At 62.5% G+C, this 22,740-nt stretch carries 22 protein-coding genes; 14 read left to right on the top strand and 8 right to left on the bottom strand.

Annotation, left to right across the window (positions count from 1 at the left end):
* Positions 1-39: 39 nt before the first annotated feature.
* Complete coding sequence (locus tag ACSQ9E_RS24360; RefSeq protein WP_057205158.1) at positions 40-1,281, top strand: diguanylate cyclase; 1,242 nt, start codon at positions 40-42, stop codon at positions 1,279-1,281.
* A 28-nt stretch (positions 1,282-1,309) separates the two neighbouring features.
* Here ACSQ9E_RS24360 and ACSQ9E_RS24355 read toward each other — a convergent pair whose 3' ends face one another.
* The 3 genes from ACSQ9E_RS24355 to metK all read right to left on the bottom strand — a co-directional run bounded on the left by ACSQ9E_RS24355 (position 1,310) and on the right by metK (position 3,631).
* On the bottom strand, positions 1,310-1,765 hold the full coding sequence (locus ACSQ9E_RS24355; protein ID WP_436219402.1) for a hemerythrin domain-containing protein: 456 nt from the start codon (positions 1,763-1,765) through the stop codon (positions 1,310-1,312).
* 37 nt (positions 1,766-1,802) lie between these two features.
* Positions 1,803-1,988 (bottom strand): DUF1328 domain-containing protein, encoded by a 186-nt coding sequence (locus ACSQ9E_RS24350; protein ID WP_305741901.1) that lies wholly within the window; start codon positions 1,986-1,988, stop codon positions 1,803-1,805.
* A 461-nt stretch (positions 1,989-2,449) separates the two neighbouring features.
* Complete coding sequence (metK, locus tag ACSQ9E_RS24345) at positions 2,450-3,631, bottom strand: methionine adenosyltransferase (protein ID WP_057205150.1); 1,182 nt, start codon at positions 3,629-3,631, stop codon at positions 2,450-2,452.
* Between the two features lie 132 nt (positions 3,632-3,763).
* On the opposite strand from metK, the gene ACSQ9E_RS24340 reads away from it, so the two are divergent.
* Both ACSQ9E_RS24340 and ACSQ9E_RS24335 read left to right on the top strand, forming a co-directional pair.
* Positions 3,764-4,633, top strand: coding sequence for a lysophospholipid acyltransferase family protein (locus ACSQ9E_RS24340; RefSeq protein ID WP_436176815.1), 870 nt, complete (start codon positions 3,764-3,766; stop codon positions 4,631-4,633).
* Positions 4,630-5,496, top strand: a complete 867-nt coding sequence (locus ACSQ9E_RS24335) for a lysophospholipid acyltransferase family protein (protein ID WP_057205145.1) — start codon at positions 4,630-4,632, stop codon at positions 5,494-5,496. The genes ACSQ9E_RS24340 and ACSQ9E_RS24335 overlap by 4 nt, the downstream gene beginning before the upstream one ends.
* A 14-nt stretch (positions 5,497-5,510) precedes the next feature.
* On the opposite strand, the gene ACSQ9E_RS24330 is transcribed toward ACSQ9E_RS24335, so the two are convergent.
* Positions 5,511-6,416: an alpha/beta fold hydrolase gene (locus ACSQ9E_RS24330; protein WP_436219401.1), complete on the bottom strand. Its 906-nt coding sequence runs from the start codon at positions 6,414-6,416 to the stop codon at positions 5,511-5,513.
* A gap of 56 nt (positions 6,417-6,472) precedes the next feature.
* Positions 6,473-7,222 (bottom strand): ribosome biogenesis GTP-binding protein YihA/YsxC, encoded by a 750-nt coding sequence (gene yihA, locus ACSQ9E_RS24325; protein ID WP_057205140.1) that lies wholly within the window; start codon positions 7,220-7,222, stop codon positions 6,473-6,475.
* Between the two features lie 73 nt (positions 7,223-7,295).
* On the opposite strand from yihA, the gene ACSQ9E_RS24320 reads away from it, so the two are divergent.
* From ACSQ9E_RS24320 to ACSQ9E_RS24300, 5 genes are all read left to right on the top strand, one after another.
* Positions 7,296-7,937 carry a c-type cytochrome gene (locus tag ACSQ9E_RS24320; protein WP_057205138.1) on the top strand — a complete coding sequence of 214 codons (642 nt, stop codon included), beginning with the start codon at positions 7,296-7,298 and terminating at the stop codon, positions 7,935-7,937.
* A gap of 162 nt (positions 7,938-8,099) precedes the next feature.
* Positions 8,100-10,253: a cytochrome c biogenesis protein ResB gene (locus ACSQ9E_RS24315; RefSeq protein ID WP_057205136.1), complete on the top strand. Its 2,154-nt coding sequence runs from the start codon at positions 8,100-8,102 to the stop codon at positions 10,251-10,253.
* Complete coding sequence (gene ccsB / locus ACSQ9E_RS24310; protein WP_057205133.1) at positions 10,250-11,590, top strand: c-type cytochrome biogenesis protein CcsB; 1,341 nt, start codon at positions 10,250-10,252, stop codon at positions 11,588-11,590. The genes ACSQ9E_RS24315 and ccsB overlap by 4 nt, the downstream gene beginning before the upstream one ends.
* A 144-nt stretch (positions 11,591-11,734) precedes the next feature.
* Complete coding sequence (gene msrP / locus ACSQ9E_RS24305) at positions 11,735-12,733, top strand: protein-methionine-sulfoxide reductase catalytic subunit MsrP (RefSeq protein WP_436219400.1); 999 nt, start codon at positions 11,735-11,737, stop codon at positions 12,731-12,733.
* 29 nt (positions 12,734-12,762) lie between these two features.
* Positions 12,763-13,419 (top strand): sulfite oxidase heme-binding subunit YedZ, encoded by a 657-nt coding sequence (locus ACSQ9E_RS24300; RefSeq protein ID WP_436219399.1) that lies wholly within the window; start codon positions 12,763-12,765, stop codon positions 13,417-13,419.
* Positions 13,420-13,426: 7 nt separating this feature from the next.
* Here ACSQ9E_RS24300 and ACSQ9E_RS24295 read toward each other — a convergent pair whose 3' ends face one another.
* Entirely contained in the window at positions 13,427-14,251 is an 825-nt protein-coding gene (locus ACSQ9E_RS24295) for an MBL fold metallo-hydrolase (protein WP_436219398.1), read from the bottom strand.
* Positions 14,252-14,373: 122 nt separating this feature from the next.
* A complete protein-coding gene (gene lptM / locus ACSQ9E_RS24290) occupies positions 14,374-14,583 on the bottom strand; it encodes an LPS translocon maturation chaperone LptM (protein ID WP_436219397.1) in 210 nt (69 codons plus the stop codon).
* 12 nt (positions 14,584-14,595) lie between these two features.
* Between lptM and cyaY the strand changes: the two genes are divergently transcribed.
* Positions 14,596-14,925, top strand: coding sequence for an iron donor protein CyaY (gene cyaY / locus ACSQ9E_RS24285; RefSeq protein WP_057205126.1), 330 nt, complete (start codon positions 14,596-14,598; stop codon positions 14,923-14,925).
* Between the two features lie 70 nt (positions 14,926-14,995).
* Here the strand turns inward: cyaY and ACSQ9E_RS24280 are convergent, their stop codons facing one another.
* A complete protein-coding gene (locus tag ACSQ9E_RS24280; protein WP_436219396.1) occupies positions 14,996-17,407 on the bottom strand; it encodes a penicillin-binding protein 1A in 2,412 nt (803 codons plus the stop codon).
* 266 nt (positions 17,408-17,673) lie between these two features.
* Between ACSQ9E_RS24280 and ACSQ9E_RS24275 the strand changes: the two genes are divergently transcribed.
* The 5 genes from ACSQ9E_RS24275 to pilQ are packed head-to-tail and all read left to right on the top strand — an operon-like array spanning position 17,674 to position 22,737.
* The gene (locus ACSQ9E_RS24275; protein ID WP_057205121.1) at positions 17,674-18,753 is read left to right on the top strand and encodes a pilus assembly protein PilM; all 1,080 of its coding nucleotides are present in this window, start codon (positions 17,674-17,676) and stop codon (positions 18,751-18,753) included.
* Positions 18,750-19,358, top strand: a complete 609-nt coding sequence (locus ACSQ9E_RS24270; RefSeq protein WP_057205118.1) for a PilN domain-containing protein — start codon at positions 18,750-18,752, stop codon at positions 19,356-19,358. The genes ACSQ9E_RS24275 and ACSQ9E_RS24270 overlap by 4 nt, the downstream gene beginning before the upstream one ends.
* A gap of 3 nt (positions 19,359-19,361) precedes the next feature.
* The gene (locus ACSQ9E_RS24265; protein ID WP_057205116.1) at positions 19,362-20,060 is read left to right on the top strand and encodes a type 4a pilus biogenesis protein PilO; all 699 of its coding nucleotides are present in this window, start codon (positions 19,362-19,364) and stop codon (positions 20,058-20,060) included.
* The gene (locus tag ACSQ9E_RS24260; protein WP_057205113.1) at positions 20,057-20,602 is read left to right on the top strand and encodes a pilus assembly protein PilP; all 546 of its coding nucleotides are present in this window, start codon (positions 20,057-20,059) and stop codon (positions 20,600-20,602) included. Before ACSQ9E_RS24265 ends, ACSQ9E_RS24260 begins: the two co-directional genes overlap by 4 nt.
* Positions 20,599-22,737, top strand: a complete 2,139-nt coding sequence (gene pilQ / locus ACSQ9E_RS24255) for a type IV pilus secretin PilQ (RefSeq protein ID WP_157412664.1) — start codon at positions 20,599-20,601, stop codon at positions 22,735-22,737. The genes ACSQ9E_RS24260 and pilQ overlap by 4 nt, the downstream gene beginning before the upstream one ends.
* The last annotated feature ends 3 nt before the right edge of the window (positions 22,738-22,740 follow it).

Raw genomic sequence — 22,740 nt, 5'->3', positions numbered from 1 at the left:
GTCATACATGCTGGCTACAGTCGGCTACGAGGGTTATCCATGTCATTGCGGCTCAAATTCAATCTGGTGCTGGCCTGCGTGCTGCTGGTGGCGGCGGCAGGCACGGGCCTGTACGTGCACCGCTTCCTGCAGAAGACGGCCATCGAGGAGGTGCAGCACAACTCGCAGCTCATGATGCACGCTGCCATGGCCATCCGCGACTACACGACCGAACTGGTCAAGCCGCACCTCGATGTAACGCTGGCCGAGCAGTTCCTGCCGCAGACGGTGCCGGCCTTTGCCGCCACCGAAACGCTGCGCCGGCTGCAGAACCGCTTTCCGGGCTACGAGTACAAGGAGGCGGTGCTCAACCCCACCAATGTGCGCGACCGTGCCAACGAGTGGGAGGAGCGCATCGTCAAGGATTTCCGCGAAGGCCGTGCAGACCTCAAGAAGGAAGTGACCGGTGAGGTGGGCGAGGGCATGCACCGCACGCTGTACGTGGCGCGCCCCATCACGATCAAGCAGGCGCAGTGCCTGGCCTGCCACAGCACGCCCGCTGCTGCGCCCCCAACCATGCTCAAGATCTACGGCGACAAGAACGGCTTTGGCTGGCAGATGAATGAAACCATCGGCATCCAGGTGGTGCGGGTGCCCATGTTCTACCCGCTCGAGAAGGCGCGCACGACCTTCAACACCGTGATGACGGCGCTGGCGGGCAGCTTTTTGCTGCTGTTCGCGATACTGAACCTGTCGCTGTCGTCGCTGGTGATCGAGCCCATGGCACGCCTGAACCGCAAGCTCGAAGACCTGGCGACCAAGGACTTTCTGACCGACCTGGTGAACCGCCGCAAATTCTTCGAGCGGCTGGAGGCCGAGATGGCCGACACGCGCATCAAGAAGAGCAGCCTCTCGGTCGTGATGTTCGACATCGACTTCTTCAAGCGCATCAACGACACCTTCGGCCACGATTCGGGCGATGTGGTGCTCAAGGCCACGGCCTTGCGGGTGCGCGAGCTGCTGCGCTCGTCCGATTGCGCGGCGCGCTTCGGTGGCGAGGAGTTCATTTTGCTGCTCAAGGAAACGCCGGTTGACGCTGCCATGGCCATGGCCGAAGCCGTGCGCGCACGCATCGCCACCGTGCCTTTCGACGCGGTGGGCCATGTGAGTGCCAGCTTCGGTGTGGCCACCTGGAACCAGGTGGAAGATGCGCACGCGCTGATCAAGCGCGCCGACACGGCCCTGTATGTGGCCAAGTCCAGCGGCCGCAACTGCGTGGTGCAGGCCAAGGACGCGGTCTGAAACCAGGGCTCGCAGCGCCACGGCCAGATTAGGCCGTGGCTGCCTTGGCCTCGTCGTAGTCGGTCAGGTAGTCGCCAGCGAGCGAGGTCTTCTGCTTTTCGGTCAGCAGCTTGCCGGCCATCTGGAAGAAGCGGTGTTCCTCTTCCTTGAGATGGTGCTCCACCTTCTCGGCCAGTTTTTTCGCCAGAGGCAGCCAGGCAGGGGTGGCGGGGTCGGCTTCTTCCAGGGATTCCACCAGTTCATCGATCTGGTGGTGCTCCGAAATCGCGTGGCGCGACAGGTCCATGCCGGCGTCGAGCTGCATCAGCGGCGCATAGAAATTCCGGTCTTCGGCCAGCTCGTGGGCTGCCAGTTCGGTCTTGAGCTGCAGGAACAGTTCCTGCCGTTCGGGCGTATCGCCACTGGTTTCTGTCAGGCGGCGGTACAGGTCGCGCTGCAGCTCGTGGCTCTCGCGCAGGGCTTCAAAGATATTCTGTTGGCTCATGGGGATCCTTGGCAGTGAGGGGTGCAGGCAATGCGGCTTACTTGAGGGCCTTGCGGGCCGCACCGACACCGATGGCCGCCAGGACCACGAAAATCACGGCCAGCACCAGGAACAACACGAACAGGATCTTGGCAATGCCTGCCGTGCCCGCCGCCACGCCGGTGAAGCCCAGTGCACCGGCAACCAGCGAGATCAGGGCAAAAATGATGGCGTACTTGAGCATGTTGGTTCCTTGCAGTAGGGGCAGCATCTGCTGCGAATTAGATGTGACTGAAAGATACCGGAGTGGCCGTGCTGGGAGCGTCGGCAGGTGCGGAGTGTGGGTGTAGGAGAGCGCCGATCCGATGGAGCTCGGGCCCGGAAACGACAAAGCCGCAGCGCGGTGAGCGCTGCGGCTTTGTTTTACAGAAGTTTCCCGAAGAGGGGGAGCGCCGGGCATACAGCCCTGCTGCTGCACGCAGTGCAGCAGCCTTGTCCGTACTTTGGCTTCGGCCGGCCCTGCGTGCCTTCACATCGCTGCGCGGTATGAGCCTGCACCCGAAGACCGAAAACCGCGCGGCGGGCTTACAGCCCGGCTGCTGCGCGAAGCGCAGCAGCTTTGTCGGTCTTTTGGTCTGCGCTCACATCGCTGGCGCGATATGAGCTTCGCCCACGTGCGGAAAGCCGCGCTGGTGCGCGGAGGGCTTACAGCCCTGCTGCTGCACGCAGTGCAGCAGCCTTGTCCGTACGTTCCCAGGTGAACTCGGGTTCTTCGCGGCCGAAGTGGCCGTAGGCGGCGGTCTTTTCGTAGATCGGGCGCAGCAGGTCCAGCATCTGGATGATGCCCTTGGGGCGCAGGTCGAAATGCTCCTGCACCAGTGCGGCAATCTTGTCGTCGGGGATCACGCCCGTGCCTTCGGTGTAGACGGTCACGTTCATGGGGCGTGCCACGCCGATGGCGTAGGCCACCTGGATCTGGCACTGGCGCGCCAGGCCGGCGGCGACGATGTTCTTGGCCACGTAGCGTGCGGCGTAGGCGGCCGAGCGGTCCACCTTGGTTGGGTCCTTGCCGCTGAAGGCGCCGCCGCCGTGGGGGCAGGCACCGCCGTAGGTGTCGACGATGATCTTGCGGCCGGTCAGGCCGCAGTCGCCTTGCGGGCCGCCGATGACGAAGCGGCCGGTGGGGTTGATCAGGTACTTGGTGTCCTTGAGCCACTCGCTGGGCAGCACGGGCTTGATGATCTCTTCGATCACGGCCTCGATGAAGCTGGCCTTCATCGTCTTGGCGGTTTCGCTCTGGTCGGGGTGGTGCTGGGTGGAGAGCACCACGGTGTCGATGCTGTGTGGCTTGCCGTCCACATAGCGCATGGTCACCTGGCTCTTGGCATCGGGGCGCAGGAAGGGCAGGCGCCCGTCCTTGCGCAACTGGGCCTGGCGCTCCACAAGGCGGTGCGCATAGTAGATAGGCGCGGGCATCAGCTCGGGCGTTTCGTCGCAGGCGTAGCCGAACATCAGGCCCTGGTCGCCGGCACCGGTGTTCAGGTGGTCGTCGCTGGCCTGGTCCACGCCCTGGGCGATGTCGTTCGATTGCTTGTCGTAGGCCACGAGCACGGCACAGCCCTTGTAGTCGATGCCGTAGTCGGTGTTGTCGTAGCCGATGCGCTTGATGGTGTCGCGCGCGACCTGGATGTAATCCACGTGGGCGTTGGTGGTGATTTCACCCGCCAGCACCACGAGGCCGGTGTTGGTCAGCGTTTCGGCGGCGACGCGGCTGCGGGGGTCCTGCTTGAAGATCGCATCGAGGATCGCATCCGAGATCTGGTCGGCCACTTTGTCGGGGTGGCCTTCGGAGACGGATTCCGAGGTAAAAAGAAAGTCGTTCGCCATTTGAATAAACTCCTGTGTTCCGGCATTTGGGGCGTTGCCCTCACCCCGAAGGAGCTTTGGCGAACGCTTTAGCAGATTTATTTAACGTCGCCCTGCAAGTTGCTCATTTAACTCAGCGACCCCGTCATTTTAATGCCATCTTTGTTCCGTCTCTTTTCCGTGTTGCCACTGTGGCTGCTCCATGGCCTGGGCGCGGCCATGGGCTGGGTGGCATTTCTGGCCTCTCCCATCTACCGCAGGCGCTTTCGGGCCAATGCGTCGCAGGCCGGCTACCGCTTCGGTGATGTGAGCGCCGCCGTGGGCCATGCAGGCCGCATGGTGGCCGAGTTGCCGCGCCTGTGGCTGGGGGCCCCGCTGCCGTTTCGCATCGAGGGCGGGGCCTGCGTGGAGGCGGCCTATGCCCAGGGCCGTGGCATCCTGTACCTCACGCCCCACCTGGGCTGCTTCGAGTTCTCGGCCCAGGCGGCCGCCCTGCGCTGGAGTGCCGACCACGGCCCCATCACCGTGCTCTACCGCCCTGCGCGCCAGCCCTGGCTCGCCAAGGTGATGGAGACGGCCCGCAACCGGCCCGGAATGCAGGCCGTGCCCACCAACCTCTCTGGCGTGCGCCAGATGATCAAGGCGCTGCGCCGGGGCGAGGCCGTGGGCCTGCTGCCTGACCAGGTGCCGCCACAGGGCCAGGGCCAGTGGAGCCCTTTCTTCGGCAAGGACGCCTACACCATGACGCTGGCCGTGCGCCTTGCCCACCAGACGGGCGCGGTGGTCGTCCTGGCGCGCTGCGAGCGCCTGTCCTGGGGCCGTGGCTACGTGGTGCATTTCGAACCCCTGCCCGCCGCACCGCTGGCGCAGGACGCCGACGCAGCACTGCTGCAGATCAACCAGGCCATGGAACATCTGATACGACAATCCCCAGGCCAGTACCTCTGGGGCTATGGCCGCTACAAGCAGCCCCGTGTGGAAGCCGCTGCCGCTGCTGCAACGCCTGCCGGAGGTGCCGCATGACCGGGCGCCTGGGGGTGTTGTTCATGCGCCTGCTGGCCTTGCTGCCGCTGCGCGTGCTGCGGGGCATGGGCTGGTTCATCGGCCAGGCGCTGTACCTGGTGGCGGCGCCGCGGCGCAAGGTGGCGCTGCGCAATCTGGCGCTGTGCTTTCCCGATGCCACCGAGGCCCAGCGGCGCCAGTGGGCGCGCGAAAGCTTCGTCGGTTTCTGCCAGACCTGGCTGGACCGCAGCTGGCTGTGGTTCGCCCCGCGCGAGGTGGTGCTGGACCGTGTGAAGCTGCAAGGCGCGCTGGACGAGTTGCTGGGGGACACGCCGACCATCATCTTTGCGCCGCATTTCTACGGCATGGATGCCGGGGGCTCCGCGCTCACCTTGCACACCGACCGGGCCTTCACCTCCATCTTCACGCCCCAGCCCGATCCGGCGGTGGATGTCTGGATCCGCAACGGGCGCCAGCGCTTTGGCAATGTGCGCATGCTCAACCGGGGCGATGGCGTCAAGCCCATCCTGAGCGGGCTGCGCAAGGGCGGCCTGCTGTACCTGTTGCCCGACATGGATTTCGGACGCAACGATTCGCTGTTCGTGCCCTTTTACGGCGTGACAGCAGCCACGGTGCCGTCGCTGTCGCGCTTCGCCCGGCTGGGGCGTGCCAAGGTGATCTCCATGGTCACGCGCATCACGCCCGCGGGCTATGTGGCCGAGCTGTCGCCCGCCTGGCCCGGATACCCCACCGACGACGCCGAGGCCGACACGGCGCTGATGAACCAGTACCTGCAGTCGTACATCGACGTGACGCCGGGGCAGTACTACTGGGTACACAAGCGCTTCAAGACCCGGCCCGAGGGCGAGCCTTCGATCTATTGAAGCGAAGCGGGGGCTCAGCCTCCGCGCAGAAAGCCCGCGAGCGCGCTCGCTACCCGATCCGGCTGCTCATGCACCACCCAGTGCGATGCGCCTTCGATCTTGTCGATCTGCAGTTGGGGAATCCAGCCCGGCAGGCCATCGAGCAGTCCGGGCAGCAAAGCGGGGTCGTCCATCGCCCAGACCACCAGGGTGGGCACCGACACGGTGAGCATGCTGTCGGGCAGGGTGATGTTGGCGATGGTGTTGTCGTCGCCTCGCGGCGGTCGCAGGGGGCTGGCGCGGTAATAGTTGCAGGCGCCGGTCAGGCCCTGCTGCCACAGGGTGCGGTATTGCGCGCGCACCCCGTCGGTCAACCACTGCGGCGCCCGGCCTTCGGGATCGTCGAAAAACGCGAACAGGCGCGCGAAATCATTCTCGGCCAGCAGGGCTTCGGCGTCCGGCCGGCACAGGAAATGTATGTACTGGCTGCTGGCCTGTTGCGCGGCGTTGTGCTGCAGTTCGCGCAGGAAGGTGCCGGGATGGGGTGAGTTGACGATGGCCAAGCGCTTCATGCGCTGCGGCTGTTGGTTGGCCAGATTCCAGGCTACTGCCCCGCCCCAGTCGTGGGCCACCAGGCATTCGAGCGGCTGGCCGGGGCTCACGATCTCGATCAGTGCCGCAAGATCCTGCACCAGGTGCTTGGCCCGGTAGGCATCGACGGCTGCGGGGCTGCTCGATTCGCCAAACCCGCGCAGATACGGGGCCACGCAGTGGTAGCCGCCGTTTTCGGGCAGCGCGAAGTGCGACAGCATGGCATCCCAGATGAAGGCGCCTTCGGGAAAGCCGTGCAGGAACAGCAGCACGGGCCGCCCGGCGGCGCCGCTTTCGCGGCAGTGCAGGGTCGTGCCGTGGGACAGGGGAATGGTGCGGTTGCTGATCATGGCGCTATTGCTATCGTTTGTGTAGCTGCCAGCGCGCATGGGTCCAGCACTGGCGTTCAATCTTCCTCGGGTTCCTGGTCGTCGGCGCTGTCGGCGTCCGGCGCAGGTTCGTCGCCCTGCGCCAGCTCGGCACCAGGCACCGGGTGTGCCCACTGCCACAGCAGTTGGGCCACCTCGTCTACCCCCTGCTTTTTGAGGGCAGAGAACATCTTGACGTCGCCGCCGCCGGCGTGCAGTCGCGTGATCGACAGTATCTTGGCCTGCTCTGCACGGGTAAGCTTGTCGGCCTTGGTGAGCACGATGAGGAACTTGAGCCCTTCCTCGACCCGGGGGCGCACCACTTCGAGCAGGGCTTCGTCGAGTTCGGTGAGGCCCAGGCGGGGGTCGCACAGCAGCACGATGCCCGTGAGGCCCGGGCGGCTGACCAGGTAATTGACCATCACCTGCTGCCAGCGCACCTTGTCCGAGCGCGAGACGGCGGCATAGCCGTAGCCCGGCAGATCGGCGAGCACGGCGTCCATCACACCCTGTTTTCCCAGAGAGAACAGGTTGATGTGCTGGGTGCGGCCGGGCTTCTTGGAGGCGAATGCAAGCTGTTTTTGCTGCGTGAGCGTGTTGATGCAGGTGGATTTACCGGCATTGGAACGGCCCACGAACGCAATCTCGGGCACCGTGATGGGGGGCAGGTGGTGCAGTTGCGCCGCCGTGGTCAGGAACCTGGCCGTGTGCATCCAACCCATGGCGACTTTGGCGTCGGGTGCGGGCGGGAGAGAGCCAGCAACTGGCGCAGAAGGAGTGGTCGTCATGGGGAGTTGAGGTGCTTGCGGGGCCTCATTGTAGAATCGTGCGGTTTCGCGCACATAAACACAGACCCTCGATATGAAGTTGCTCGCCTCTATGCTGATGGCTGCCGTGCTGGCAGTGCCCGCTTTCCCGGCTTTTTCTGCGGGCGAGACTCCCGCTGCGCCACCCAAGGCCGCCAAGCCCGACCTTGTCAAAGGCGAGGCCAGCTTCACTGCGGTGTGCGCTGCCTGCCACGGCGCGGACGGCAACTCGGCCATCGCTGCCAATCCCAAGCTGTCGCAGCAGCACCCCGAGTACCTGGTCAAGCAACTGCAGGAATTCAAGTCCGGCAAGCGCAACGATCCCGTGATGAAGGGCTTTGCCTCGGCCCTGTCCGACGAGGACATGAAGAACATCGCCTACTGGGTGACGGCCAAGGCGGCCAAGCCGGGCTTCGCCAAGGACAAGGCCTTGGTCTCCATGGGCGAGCGCATTTACCGCGGCGGCATTGCCGACCGCCAGATCGCGGCCTGTGCCGGCTGCCACAGCCCCAATGGCTCCGGCATCCCGGCCCAGTACCCGCGCCTGTCCGGCCAGCATGCCGACTACACCGCCACGCAGCTCGTCGCCTTCCGCGACGGCAAGCGCGGCAACAGCCTGCAGATGACGCAGGTGGCAGCCAAGCTGAACGACCGCGAGATCAAGGCCGTGGCGGATTACATCGCCGGCCTGCGTTGATGGATCGACTGATCGACTGATCGACTGATCTTTCTCAAGCAAGGCCCACACAGCGCGGGCCGACCGGAACCAACCGCCAATAACAAACCCAAAAAGGGCGGGTCCATCGAGCAGATGGTCCCGTCCTTTTTCTTTGCCTGCCCCATCGCCCCTCTTTCCTCCATGTCTGACAACACCCAAGGCGTTCGCGTCCAGTACGGCTCCAAGGCCTTGCGCGCCGTGATCGAGATGCTGTCTTCGATGCGCTTCGCGATCTCGCTGCTGACGGTGATCTGCATCGCCTCGGTGATCGGCACCGTGCTCAAGCAGCACGAGCCGGCGGCGAACTATGTGAACCAGTTCGGCCCCTTCTGGGCAGCGCTGTTCAGCGCCATCCAACTCAATGCGGTGTACAGCGCCTGGTGGTTCCTGCTGATCCTGGCGTTTCTGGTGCTGAGCACCTCGCTGTGCATCGCCCGCAACACGCCCAAGATCCTGGTGGACATCCGGGTGTACAAGGAAAACATCCGCGAGCAGAGTCTCAAGGCCTTCCACCACAAAGCCGAGGCCGATCTGCCCGAGGGCCCCGAGGCCGAGGCCAAGCGCATCGGCGCCCTGCTGGCCGGTGGCGGCTGGAAGGTGCGCCTGCAGCAGCGCGATACGCCGGCTGGCGCTGGCACGGGCTGGATGGTGGCGGCCAAGGCCGGCGCGGCCAACAAGATCGGCTACATCGCTGCGCACAGCGCCATCGTGCTGGTGTGCGTGGGCGGGCTGCTCGATGGGGACCTGATCGTGCGTGCGCAGATGCTGCTGGGCGGCAAGACGCCCTATACCGGTGGCGGACTGATCGCGGACGTGAAGCCCGAGCACCGGCTGTCCGAGCGCAACCCGACCTTTCGTGGCAACCTGCTGGTGGCCGAGGGCACGCAATCGAGCACGGCCCTCCTGAACCAGTCCGATGGCGTGTTGCTGCAGGACCTGCCGTTCGCCATCGAGCTCAAGAAATTCATCGTCGAGCACTATTCCACGGGCATGCCCAAGCTGTTTGCCAGCGAGATCGTCATCCACGACAAGGCCACGGGCGAGAAGACGCCGGCGCGCGTGGAGGTGAACCACCCGGCCAGCTACAAGGGCGTGGAGATCTACCAGTCGAGCTTCGACGACGGCGGCTCACACCTGAAGCTGCGCGCCGTGCCCATGGCGCCGGGCGCCAAGGCCTTCGACGTCGAAGGGGTGGTGGGTGATTCGACCCAACTGACCAACAAGGGCGGCGCGGCGGGCAGCGACACCATGACGCTGGAGTTCACGGCGCTGCGCACCATCAACGTCGAGAACTTCGGCGGTGCCGGCCCGGGCGCCACGGGTGTGGACGTGCGCAAGGTCGACCTGCGCGAGGCCGTGGAGTCGCGCCTGGGCGCCGCCAACAAGACCGTGACCAAGAAGGAACTGCGCAACGTGGGCCCGAGCGTGAGCTACAAGCTGCGCGATGCGGCAGGCCAGGCGCGCGAGTTCCACAACTACATGCTGCCCGTGGACACAGGCGATGGCGTGCCGGTGTACCTGCTGGGTGTGCGCGACATGCCGGCAGACCCGTTTCGCTACCTGCGGGTGCCTGCCGATGACCAGGGCGGGATGGACGGATTCCTGCGCCTGCGCGTGGCGCTGGCCGACCCGGCGGCGCGCGAACAGGCGGTGCGCAGCTATGTGGCGCAGGCCATCGATCCATCGCGGCCCGACGTGGGCGAGCAATTGGCGCAATCGGCCTTGCGCGCGCTGGCGCTGTTTGCCGGCAATGGCATCGTGGACGGCAAGCCCACGGGCGGGTTGCAGGCGATTTCCGACTTCATGGAATCCAACGTGCCGGAGGCCGAGCGGGGCCGCGCAGGCGAGGTGCTGATCCGCATCCTGAACGGCACCTTGTTCGAGCTGGCGCAACTGTCGCGCAAGAATGCGGGCCTGCAGCCCCTGCCGCCGGACGACAAGACGCGCGGCTTCATGACGCAGGCCGTGCTGTCGCTGAGCGATGCGCAGATCTACCCGGCGGCCATTGCCTTCGAACTCAAGGACTTCACGCAGGTGCAGGCCAGCGTGTTCCAGGTGGCCCGCGCGCCCGGCAGGAACATCGTCTACCTGGGCTGTGCCTTGCTCATTCTGGGCGTTTTTGCCATGCTCTACATCCGCGAACGCCGCATCTGGGTCTGGGTGGCGCCGCAGGGTGATAAGGCGCATGCCATGATGGCGCTCTCGACGAATCGCAAGACCATGGACGGCGACCGGGAGTTTGTAGAGCTCGCAGAAAAACTGATCGGGGCACCGCCCCTGCAAGGCAACCCATGAACACGGCCACCCGCAACACCACGATCACCCTGAACGAAGGGTTCTTCTCCCGCCGCAACTGGCTGGACTGGGCCTTTGCGGCCATCGTCGCTGTGGGGGCGCTGTATGCGCTGCAGCGCTATGGCAGCTTCATGGATGTGTACGAAAAGGGAATCCTGCTCGGGGCCATTCCCTCGACCATCTGGCTGGGCTGGTTCTGGCGCCCGCTGCGCACGCTGATGCTGGTGGTGACCGCGGTGGCGCTGATGGCCATCGGCCTGTACCAGGTCGATGGGGCGGGCAGCCTGGCGCGCGCCGACACGGTGTTCGGGCTCAAGTACTTCTTGTCGAGCCAGTCGGCCATTCTGTGGATGAGCATGCTGTTCTTCATGAGCACGGCCTTTTACTGGATCGGCATGTTCGCGCGGGGCGAGGGCCACACCATGAACCTGATCGGCTCGCGCCTTGCCTGGGTGGCGGTGGGCATGGCGCTGATCGGTACCCTGGTGCGCTGGTACGAGAGCTACCTGATCGGGCCCGACATCGGCCACATCCCGGTCAGCAACCTGTACGAGGTGTTCGTGCTGTTCTGCTGGATGACGGCTGCCTTCTACCTGTACTACGAAGCCCAGTACAAGACGCGCGCCCTGGGTGGCTTCGTGATGCTGGTGGTGAGTGCAGCCGTGGGCTTTCTGCTGTGGTACACGGTGGTGCGTGAGGCGCACGAGATCCAGCCGCTGGTGCCTGCGCTCAAGAGCTGGTGGATGAAGCTGCACGTGCCAGCCAACTTCATCGGCTACGGCACTTTCGCGCTGTCGGCCATGGTGGCATTTGCCTACCTGATCAAGCAGCAGGCCACGGAGACGCGCTGGTACAAGCTGGCGCCGCTGTGGCTGCTGGGCGTGGTGCTGTGTTTCGAGCCCATCGTGTTCCGCCAGGGCGCGACGGAGAACGGCGGCAGCTACTGGATGGTGTATTTCGGCATCTCGGCGCTGATCGTGGCCGGCATCCTGCTGGGGCGCAAGCGCATCGCCGAGCGCCTGCCCTCGTTCGAGATCCTGGACGATGTGATGTACAAGGCCATCGCCGTGGGCTTTGCCTTCTTCACCATCGCCACGGTGCTGGGCGCCCTGTGGGCGGCCGAGGCCTGGGGCGGCTACTGGAGCTGGGACCCCAAGGAGACCTGGGCGCTGATCGTCTGGCTCAACTACGCCGCCTGGCTGCACATGCGCCTCATGAAGGGCCTGCGTGGCACAGTGTCGGCCTGGTGGGCTCTGGTGGGCCTGGCGGTTACGACCTTCGCCTTCCTCGGGGTCAACATGTTTCTGAGTGGGCTGCACAGCTACGGTACGCTGTAGGACGAGCACGCGAGGCGGCGGATACGGGGAGCGGGCCCTGCAAAGATTGCATCCACGGTGTAACCTGATCCGTATTTGGAACGAACTAGGGGTGGTATCGCTCTACCCGTAGACGATTCCATCACCGCCTGACCGGAGCCCCCCATGCCATTTCACTCCCGCGACTCGGGTTTCAACCACCCGCACTCTTCCGACATCACGCCGCGCGCGACCTACGAAGGGCGCCGCGACATGCTGCGCCTGATGGCCGGTGGCGCAGCCGGTGCGGCAATGGCCACCTGGGCCGGCCGCGAAGCCCTGGCGCAGGCCCCGGCCCGGCCCGGCAAGCTGGCAGCGCTGGCGGGCAGCAAATCTTCCGTGGCGGGCGCGGTGTCGATGGAGAAGGTGACCGACTACAAGGACGCCAGCACCTACAACAATTTCTACGAGTTCGGTACCGACAAGGCCGACCCGGCGCGCAATGCGCACACCCTCAAGACCTCGCCCTGGACAGTGGAAGTGGAGGGGCTGGTCAAGAAGCCGGGCAAGTACGGCATCGAAGACCTGCTAAAGCTGAGCGCGCAGGAAGAGCGCATCTACCGCCTGCGCTGCGTGGAGGGCTGGTCGATGGTGATCCCGTGGGTGGGTTACTCGCTGGCCGAACTCATCAAGCGTGTGGAGCCGCAGGGCAGCGCCAAGTACGTGGAGTTCGTGACCCTGGCGGACAAGGCCACCATGCCTTTCGTGGGCTCGCGCGTGCTGGACTGGCCGTACGTGGAAGGCCTGCGCATGGATGAGGCCATGCATCCACTGACGATGTTGGCCTTCGGCATGTATGGCGAGGTGCTGCCCAACCAGAATGGTGCGCCGGTGCGCCTGGTGGTGCCGTGGAAGTACGGCTTCAAAAGCGCCAAGAGCATCGTCAAGATCCGCTTCACGGACAAGGAACCGGGTACGGCCTGGAACAAGGCGGCGCAGCAGGAGTACGGCTTCTATTCGAACGTGAACCCCACGGTAGACCACCCGCGTTGGAGCCAGGCGACCGAGCGGCGCATCGGCGAGGATGGGCTGTTCGCCAAGAAGCGCAAGACGCTGATGTTCAACGGCTACGAGGCCCAGGTCGGCCAGCTGTACGCGGGCATGGACCTCAAGAAATTTTTCTGAGCCTGCCAGAAACCGACCCCTTCGCCGCCATGCGAAAGTTCCTGCTCCACCCCTTGGCCAAGCCTGTGGTGTTCGTGCTGTGCCTGCTGCCGCTGGCGTGGCTGGTGTATGCCGCCGTGGCCAACCAACTGGGTGCGAATCCGGCCGAGGCGCTGATCCGCGCCACGGGTGACTGGACCCTGCGTGCGCTGTGCCTGGTGCTGGCGGTGACGCCTGTCCGCGTCATGACGTCCACGCCCCAATTGGCACGCTTTCGGCGCATGCTGGGGGTGTTCGTGTTCTTCTATGCACTGCTGCACCTGCTGAGCTACAGCTGGTTCGACATGGGCTTCGAGGTAAACGACATTGCCGTGGACATTGCCAAGCGGCCTTTCATCCTGGTGGGTTTCCTGGCGTTCGTGCTGCTCACCCTGATGGCGGCCACCTCGTTCAACCGCGCCATCCGCGCGCTGGGTGCCAAGCGCTGGCAGGTGCTGCACCGCACGGTGTATGCCGTGGCGGGCCTGGCGATCCTGCACTTCTTCTGGATGCGCGCTGGCAAGAACAACTTCGGCGAGGTGGCGGTGTACGCGGCCATCCTGGCGGTGCTGCTGGGCTGGCGGGTGTGGCAGGCCTTGCGCAAGCGGGCAGCCAAGGCGGCTGCCGGCGTCGCAGCAGCGCGGCAAGGTGCCGCTGCGCAGCGCTAGCGGCGTCTCAGCCGACGGCACGCAGCGCAGGCCGCATCTGCCGGGTGACGGGGTCGATGAAGGCCGTCGGGATCTGGTAGGCGCGGTCGTCGAAGAGGTCGATGCCGCACATCAGGTTCTCCACCCAGTCGAAGAAGTCGTTGATGGCCTTCTTGCCCAGGATGGGCGCGCCATGCTGCGGCACGAGCATGGCAATGTCCAACTGCCGCGCCATGCGCACCCACAGCCGCAGGATCTTGTTGGAGACCATGTAGCGGCGGTGGAAGCCCTCCATGCGCGGAATGTGCGCGGCCAGGTCGGTGACGGGAATACCCGCTTGCGCGCCCGAGGTCATCGATACGGCCAGGTCGCCCGTGAACAGGATGCGGCTGATGGGGTCGTAGAAGTGGAAATTGCCTTCGGAGTGCAGGAAATGCGCGGGCAGCAGCATCAGCTCGCTGCGGCCCAGTGGCAGCCGGCCGCCGCTGTCGGGTACGCCGATCACCCGGTTCTCGGTCTTGCCGACCTTGGTGAAGTGCGGTGCGAAGCGCTCCCAGACGCGCGAGATCACCAGTGAGGCCTTGGTGCTGGTCATCCAGCGGTCCAGCGAGGCGATGATGTCCGGGTCGGCGTGCGAGGCGATCAGGTAGGACAGCTTGTGCGGCGGGAAGTGCTGGGTCATGCCCATGAACAGCTCGTTGAATGCGAGGTTGCCGCCGGGGTCGATGATGGCCCCGGTGCCGTCGTCGACGATCAGGAACTGGTTGGCCTGTACCGCCTGGCCATCCTCCTCGATCAGATCGGTGAACATCAGGCAGGCGTGGTTCTTGTCTCGGTACAGTTCGATGGCCATGGCAATGCTGCAGTGCAGTGAAAAACCGACTGTAGGACGGCACATGGTCAGGCGGCTTGATGGAAATCAAGCCATTGGCAATCAAGGGCCGGTGGATGCCCGGTTCCCGAAGACGGACGGGGTCAGCGTGCCGTAGAAGCGGGGGGCTGGGGCGCTGATGTGGCCGTCGAGGGAGCGGCGCCAGGCGTGAGGGTTTCGGGCAGGGTGGCGCGCTGCGCGGCCGCAGGACCGGAGGGCAGGAACAGCGGGCCGCGCTGACCGCAACCCGTGATGGCCGCCGCACTGGCAGCAAGGACAAGCGTCCTGACTAGAATTTGGGATGCTTTCAACATGCGCGAATTGTAATGACTGACCTTGAATTCCAGGACCATGCCGAGAAACTGCTGGCGGCCGTTGAGCGCAGTTGCGATGAACTCAATGACACCACGGACGCCGACATCGACAACCAGCGCTCGGGCGGCATGATCACGCTGAGTTTCGCGAACCGCAGCCAGATCGTCATCAACCTGCAAAAACCGCTGCACGAGGTGTGGATGGCTGCGAAGTCGGGTGGCTACCATTACAAGTTCGATGGCTCGGCCTGGCAGGACACCAAGGGGGGCGGCGAGTTCTTTGCGCGGCTGACCGAGGATGCGCGCACCCAGTCGGGGATGCCGCTGGCCTTTTCCGCCTGACGCGCGCGAACCAGCCGCGCGCAATGGAAAAGGGCCGCACGCGGCGGCCCTTGATCTCAAGCGGTGGCGCTCAGTTGCGGAACAGGTCGAGTATGCGGTTGCGCTCTTCCGTCGGTGGCGGCGCATGCGGCGCCACATCAGGTCCGCCGGTGGTGCGCTGCTGTTCCTCCAGTCCGACGCTGGCAATGCCTGCGTTGCGCGCATATTCCTCGTAGAACCATTCTCCACCGACGTTGACCACGCCGGGTGGCACGACCGGCTCGCTCACGGGAACGCCCTTGAGCGCGCGTTCCATGAAGCTGATCCACACCGGAAGGCTCAGGCCGCCGCCGGTTTCGCGGCTGCCCAGGTTGCGCGGCGTGTCGTAGCCGATCCAGGTCACTGCGGCGATGGTCGATTGGTAACCGGCAAACCAGGCGTCCACCGAATCGTTGGTGGTGCCCGTCTTGCCGCCGATGTCCGGGCGCTTCAGGGTGCCCTGCGCGCGTGCGGCCGTGCCGGAGCGGGTGACCTCCTGCAGCAGGCTGTTCATCACGAAGGCGTTGCGTGCGTCGATGGCGCGCGGCAGTTCGGACACGGCCGGTGGCGTGACTTCGGAAATGACGCGACCCTTGTGGTCGGTGACCTTGGCGATCAGCCAGGGGTTCACGCGGTAGCCGCCGTTGGCGAACACCGAGTAGGCCGAAGCCATCTGCAGCGGTGTGACCGAGCCTGCGCCCAGGGCCATGGTCAGGTAGGCGGGGTGCTTCTCGGCATCGAATCCAAAGCGCGATACCCATTCCTGCGCGGTCTTGGGGCCCACGGCCTGCAGGATGCGGATGGAGATCATGTTCTTGGACTTCGCAAGGCCCGTGCGCATGGTCATGGGGCCGTCGTACTTGCCGTCGTAGTTCTTGGGTTCCCATGGCTGGCCGCCGGTGGTGCCCGCGTCGAAGAACAGCGGGGCGTCGTTGATCACCGTAGCCGGGGTGAAGCCCTTTTCCAGCGCCGCCGAGTAGATGAACGGCTTGAAGCTGGAGCCGGGCTGGCGCCAGGCCTGGGCCGCATGGTTGAACTTGTTCTTGTCGAAGTCGAAGCCACCCACCAGCGCGCGGATGGAGCCGTTGCGCGGGTCGAGCGCCACGAAGGCGCCCTCGACCTCGGGCAACTGGGTGATCTCCCAGGCGCCCTTGGGGGTCTTGACCACGCGGATCACGGCGCCGCGGCGGATCTTGATATTGGGAGGTGCCTTGTCGCTCAGGCCGGACTGGGCGGGCTTGAGGCCGTCACCCGTGATCTCCAGATTGTCGCCATTGGCCCGGGCGGCAACGATCTTGCGCGGCCCGGCTTCCAGAACCACGGCCGCCAGCACGTCACCGTTGTCGGGGTGGTTGGCCAGGGCATCGTCCACAGCATCTTCGACGTCCTGGGCGGTGGTGGGCAGTGCCACGAATTTTTCGGGGCCGCGGTACTGCTGGCGGCGCTCGTAGTCCATGATGCCTCGGCGCAGTGCGGTGTAGGCGGCTTCCTGCTCCCCCGCATTCAGGGTGGTGTACACGTTCAGGCCCCGGGTGTAGGCCTCGTTGCCATACTGCGTGAAAATGAGCTGGCGCGCCATTTCGGCCACGTACTCGGCATGGATGCGGGTGGCATCCGGGCCGCTGCGGATCTTGAGGTCTTCCTTCTTGGCGGCGATGGCTTCCTGCGCGGTGATGAAGCCGTTTTCTTCCATGCGCTCGATGATGTACAGCTGGCGCGAGCGGGCACGCTTGGGGTTGCTGATGGGGTTGTAGGCTGAAGGCGCCTTGGGCAGGCCGGCTAGCATGGCTGCTTCGGCAATCGAAATGGATTTAAGTGGTTTGCCGAAGTAAGCCTCTGCAGCCGCAGAAAATCCATAGGCGCGGTTGCCCAGGTAAATCTGGTTCATGTAAATCTCAAGGATCTGGTCCTTGGTCAACATATGCTCCAGCTTGAATGTCAGTAATATTTCGTAAATTTTGCGAGTAAATGTTTTTTCTGAGGACAGATAAACATTGCGCGCCACCTGCATTGTGATAGTCGAAGCCCCTTGGCTTTTGACGCGGCCCAGATTGGCCAGAGCGGCGCGAATCACACCCTTGTAGTCCACACCCCCATGCTGGAAGAAGCGCGAATCTTCAATGGCCAGCACCGCGTCCTTCATGACCTTGGGGATCTCCTGGATGGGCGTGAGGTTGCGTCGCTCTTCGCCGAATTCACCCAGCAACGCGCCCTCGGAGGAGTAGACCCGCAGAGGCAGTTTGGGGCGGTAGTCCGCCAGATCGGAGATGTCCGGCAGGTTGGGGTAGGCCACCGACAGCGCCACCGCAATGGTCAGCAGCAGCCCGAGCACGCCCGCGACGGCGAGACCCGTGGTCCACAGCACGAAGCGAATCAACCAGCGAAGCCAGGTGGGGCGGGAGGGCGCGGAAGCGGCAGTCGAAGGGTCGGTTGGCTTTTGCTGAGAAGAAGAGGGCGGCGGCATATCGCTCCGATTGGTGGAGCCTGCATTATAAAAATGTCGGAGCCTCTTTCAGTGCAAACGACCAAAAGGCCCCGACCAACGGTCATGGCGGCCGCTTTGCGGTCTTGCAATTGCGCAGAAGCCACTCAGGAGATCGTGTGGTTTTGGCAACGCTTCGAACAGATCAGATGGGGAAAATTCTTTGCCGGTGAACTATCTTACTGATAGCATTCATGTGAAGTGTTAAGTTTTGTTGCGTCATTTAGACAAGTTACAGGGGACCCATCTTGATCTCAACGGGATCTTTGTTCAGTCGCCAGGCTGCGCCTCTGCTGGGTATCGACATCAGCTCATCCAGCGTCAAGTTGGTCGAGTTGGGGCGGGACAAGGCGGGAGGCCTGGTCCTTGAGCGCTGCGCCATCGAGCCGCTGGAACGCGGCTGGATCACCGATGGCAATATCGAAAAATTCGACGAAGTGGCGGAAGCCCTGCGTCGCCTCGTCAAGAAAAGCGGCACCCGCACCAAAAATGTGGCGCTCGCTTTACCGCCCTCGGCCGTGATCACCAAAAAGATCACGCTGCCTGGCGGCATGACCGAGCAGGAACTGGAAGTGCAGGTGGAGTCTGAAGCAAATCAGTACATTCCTTTCTCTCTGGACGAGGTGAGTCTGGACTTTTGTGTCATAGGACCCAGCAAGAGTTCCCCGGGTGATGTGGAAGTGCTCATTGCCGCATCCCGCAAGGAAAAAGTGCAGGACCGGCAGGGGCTGGCAGAAGCCGCCGGGCTCAAGCCGGTGGTGGTGGACATTGAATCGAATGCCTCCCGCTTGGCGGCCAGCCGCCTGATCGAAGCCTTGCCCAACAAGGGTACGGACGCCCTGGTGGCATTGTTCGAGGTGGGCGCCGTGACCACCAGCATGCAGGTCATTCGCAATGACGAGGTGGTGTATGACCGCGACCAGGCATTCGGCGGCGCGCAACTGACCCAATTGATTGTCCGGCAGTATGGTTTTTCGGTCGAAGAGGCCGAGAACAAGAAGCGCAACGGCGATCTGCCCGAGGATTACCAGGCAGCGGTGTTGCGGCCCTTTGTGGACAACATGGCCCAGGAAATCGCCCGGGCATTGCAATTCTTTTTCACCAGCACGCCGCACAACCGCATCGATCACATCGTGTTGGCGGGCGGTTCTGCTCCGCTGCCCGGCTTGACGGAAGCGGTCACCCAGCAAACAGGTTTCGCCTGCAGTCTGGCCAATCCTTTTGATGGCATGGAAATCGGAAGCTCGGTACGGCTCAAGAAGATGGTGCGCGAGGCGCCGTCCTATCTGACGTCGTGCGGCCTTGCCATGCGGAGGTTCCTGCAGTGATATTGATTAACTTACTCCCCCACCGGGAAGCCGCCAGAAAGCGCCGCCGCGAAGGATTTCAGGCGACGATGGTGGCTTCTGCCATCGTCGGCTTGCTGATCGCCGGGCTGATTTACTGGGTTCTGCAAACGCTGATTGCGGACCAGCAGGCCAAAAATGGGGTTCTCAAGGCTGAAATTCAGGTGCTTGAGGGCCAGATCAAGGAAATCGCCACGATCGAAGAAGAAATCGCTGCGCTGCGCGCCCGCCAGAAAGCCGTGGAAGATCTGCAGGCGGACCGCAATCTGCCGGTTCACTTGTTGACGGAGCTGGTCAAGCAACTGCCTGACGGGGTGTATGTGACAAGTTTGAAGCAGACCAACCAGTCGATCGAAATCAAGGGCGTTGCGCAGTCCAACGAGCGCATCTCGGAAATGCTGCGCAATCTTTCCAACAACACGCCCTGGTTGTCCAAGCCTGAGCTGGTTGAGATCGTGGCTAGCAACGTGGCGTTGACTCCACGCGATACCCGTCGGGTGGCGTCATTCAATCTGCGCTTCCAATTGGTGAAATCCAGCGAAGCCCGCAAGGCGATGGAAACAGCGGCAAGCTCTGCTAAAGGCTGACCCATGGCAAAAAACAAAGTTCAAAAAGTCGACGTGTCTGAGCAGTTTGCAAATCTGCAGCGCCAGTTCACCAATCTGGACACAAAGGACCCTTCGCTGTGGCCGCCGCTTCCGCGGTTCCTCCTGTGTTTATTCATTGCTATAGCGGTTGCTGCTGCGCTCTGGTTCATCAAGCTGACGGACTACGAGACAGAATTGCAGACGGAAAAGGCGACCGAGTTGACACTGCGCGAGGATTACAAAAAGAAGCTCCAAAAGGCAGTAAGCCTGGATGCATTGAAGAAGCAGCGCGAGCAGGTCCAGCAATACGTTATCCAGTTAGAAAAACAACTGCCCAGCAAGGCGGAGATGGCCGCGCTTCTTTCTGATATCAACCAGTCTGGCTTGGGGCGTAGCTTGCAATTCGAGCTGTTTCGGCCAGGGCAGGTCGTTGTGCGCGAATATTATGCAGAGCTGCCTATCGCCGTTCGGGTTACAGGTAGATACCACGATATGGGAGCATTTGCTTCAGATATTGCTCATTTGTCGCGTATCGTCACTTTGAATGATGTGGCAATTAGTATGCCGCAGGGAAAAGATAAAGACCGAGACATGGCCAACGGTGTTTTGATCATGGACGCCACAGCGCGGACCTTCCGCTATCTGGATACTGAGGAAATTCAAGCCCAACGCAAGACGGCGGCGAAGGGACCTGCAAAATGAGAGCGCTTAAAAGCAGTTTGATTCTGGCCTGTATTGCGGTGCTGACGGGTTGCGTTGCGTCCGGTGAAGATGAAGTGCGGCAGTGGATCAGTGAAGAGCGCGCTCAGGCCAAGTCCCGCGTCACTCCGATCACAGAGCCCAAACAATTCAGGCCTGAGGCCTATACGGCAGATGCGCAGCTGGAGCCTTTCAATCCTCTGAAGCTGACACAGGCTTTGCGCAGGGATTCGTCGCAACTCGCCTCCAACGCGGCGTTGATTGCACCAGAGATGGCGCGCCGCAAAGAACCCTTGGAGGCGTATCCGCTGGACACCATCAAGATGGTTGGCAGTCTGCAAAAGAAAGGCCAACCAGCCGCCTTGGTCACGGCCGACAAGTTGCTGTACCAGGTCACGGTTGGGCAGTACCTTGGGCAGAGTTATGGACGAATCACGTCCATCAATGAAACAGCCATTCAACTGCGTGAGATCGTGCAGGATGCGACTGGGGACTGGATTGAACGTACGACGTCGCTTGAGTTGCAAGAAGGGGTGAAAAAATGAAGCAGAACAGTTTTGGTATGGTGCGATTTTTTAATCGAAGCGCACTTTTTGCGGCGTCTGTTGCAGTGTCTTCGCTGGCGTGGGCGCAAGGCTCCATTGAAAATATCTCGGGTGCGATGCAAGGCGGAGTCGAGATTGTCCGCATTGATTTTTCAGAGCCAGTGGCAGTATTGCCAACCGGCTTCGTGATTCAATCGCCTGCTCGCATTGCCTTGGATTTTCCTGACACGACCAGTGCCTTAGGTAAATCGACAGTGCAGATCAATCAGGGAAATATCCGTTCGGCCAATCTGGTGCAGGCCCCTGGACGGTCAAGGGTGGTGCTGAATTTGAAGCAGGCGTCTTCGTACCGTACGGAACTTCAAGGCAAGTCCGTGCTGGTTTATCTAGATACCACTGCGGCTCCAGCGGCCGCGACCACCTCGCAGCCAGTGAGTTTTGCAGAAAGCGCAAATGCTGAAGTAATGGCTATCAAGGATGTTGATTTTCGCCGTGGTGCGGATGGCTCAGGCAGGGTTGTCGTGACGCTGCCCAGCAACCAAGTTGGCGTGGATCTGCGGCCCGTTGGTAAGGGCTTGACGGTTGATTTCCTGAAGTCCTCCCTATCTGAAGGCTTGCGCAGGCGCCTGGATGTCACGGACTTTGGGACCCCCGTACAGATCATATCGACCACCCAGCAGGGTGAGCGAGTCCGCATGGTGATCGAACCGGTGGGCGAGTGGGAGCACAGTGCTTACCAAAGCGACAATCAGTTCGTGATCGAAGTGCGCCAGAAAAAGGTCGATTTGACCAAACTAACCCAGGGGCCTGGCTACAGTGGTGAAAAGCTGTCGCTCAATTTTCAGAACATTGAAGTCCGTTCATTGCTGCAGGTGATTGCCGATTTCACCAATTTCAATATCGTGACCTCTGACACCGTCACGGGTGCGCTGACGTTGCGACTCAAGGATGTTCCTTGGGATCAGGCTCTGCAGATCATCATGGACGCCAAGGGCCTTGGAATGAGAAAAAACGGCTCGGTGCTCTGGATCGCTCCCAAAGACGAAATCGATGACCGGACCAAGAAGGACTTCGAAGCCGCGTTGGCCATCCAGAAGCTGGAGCCTCTCAGAACCCAGGCATTCCAGATGAACTATGCAAAGGCGGTGGATATGGTGGTGCAACTTTCCACCACGGCTAGTGGTGGTGGTAGCACCTCCAATCGATTTCTGAGCGAGCGTGGGAGTGCAATTGCCGAACCCCGGACCAATCAACTGTTCGTGACGGATACGGCCAATAAGCTGGAAGAGGTGCGACAGCTTCTCTCCACCTTGGATGTGGCGGTCCGCCAGGTAATGATCGAAGCGCGTATTGTGGAGGCATCGGACACTTTCGGGCGCTCTCTTGGTGTGCGTCTCGGGGCTACAGACCTTCGCGCCGCTCGCGGTGGAGATGGCGGATACTCGTTGGGAACCAGCGGCAACCGGATTGGATTTGGCACCAATTACAGCAATGCAGTAGCCTCTACGTCCGCTGGTGGTGCTGTCAACACAAATGGTAACTTTGTCAATCTGCCTGCGACTGCCATTGGCGGCTACGATCCATCCAGTTTTGCTATATCTATTTTCAACTCGGCTGCCAATCGGTTTTTGAATCTTGAGATTTCTGCTTTGGAGGCAGATGGCAAAGGTAAGATCGTATCCAGCCCCCGGGTTGTGACTGCGGACCAGACCAAGGCATCCATTGAGCAAGGTACGGAGTTTCCTTATCCGGTAACTGCGCCCAACGGCGGTACTGTGATTGCGTTCAAGAAGGCTGTTCTTAAATTGGAAGTGCTCCCTCAGATCACTCCCGAAGGAAACATCATTCTTGATCTGGATGTCAACAAGGACAGCCCTGGTGAAGTGCTGAACAATGTCCGGGCAATCAACACCAAACACATCAAGACACAAGTGCTGGTGGAGAATGGTGGAACTGTTGTGATTGGTGGTATTTTTGAGTTGTTTGAGGACAATACGGAGACCAAGGTCCCACTGTTGGGCGATATTCCGGGTGTGGGGAATCTTTTCAAAACACGCACGAAATCAGCCAACAAGCAGGAAATGCTGATTTTCATCACGCCAAAAGTCATCACCGATCGCTCGGCATTCCGCTAAAGT

This window comes from Acidovorax sp. LjRoot118 (genome assembly GCF_964253575.1).
GTDB lineage: Bacteria > Pseudomonadota > Gammaproteobacteria > Burkholderiales > Burkholderiaceae_C > Acidovorax.
This window is presented reverse-complemented; position numbering and strand designations above follow the sequence as displayed.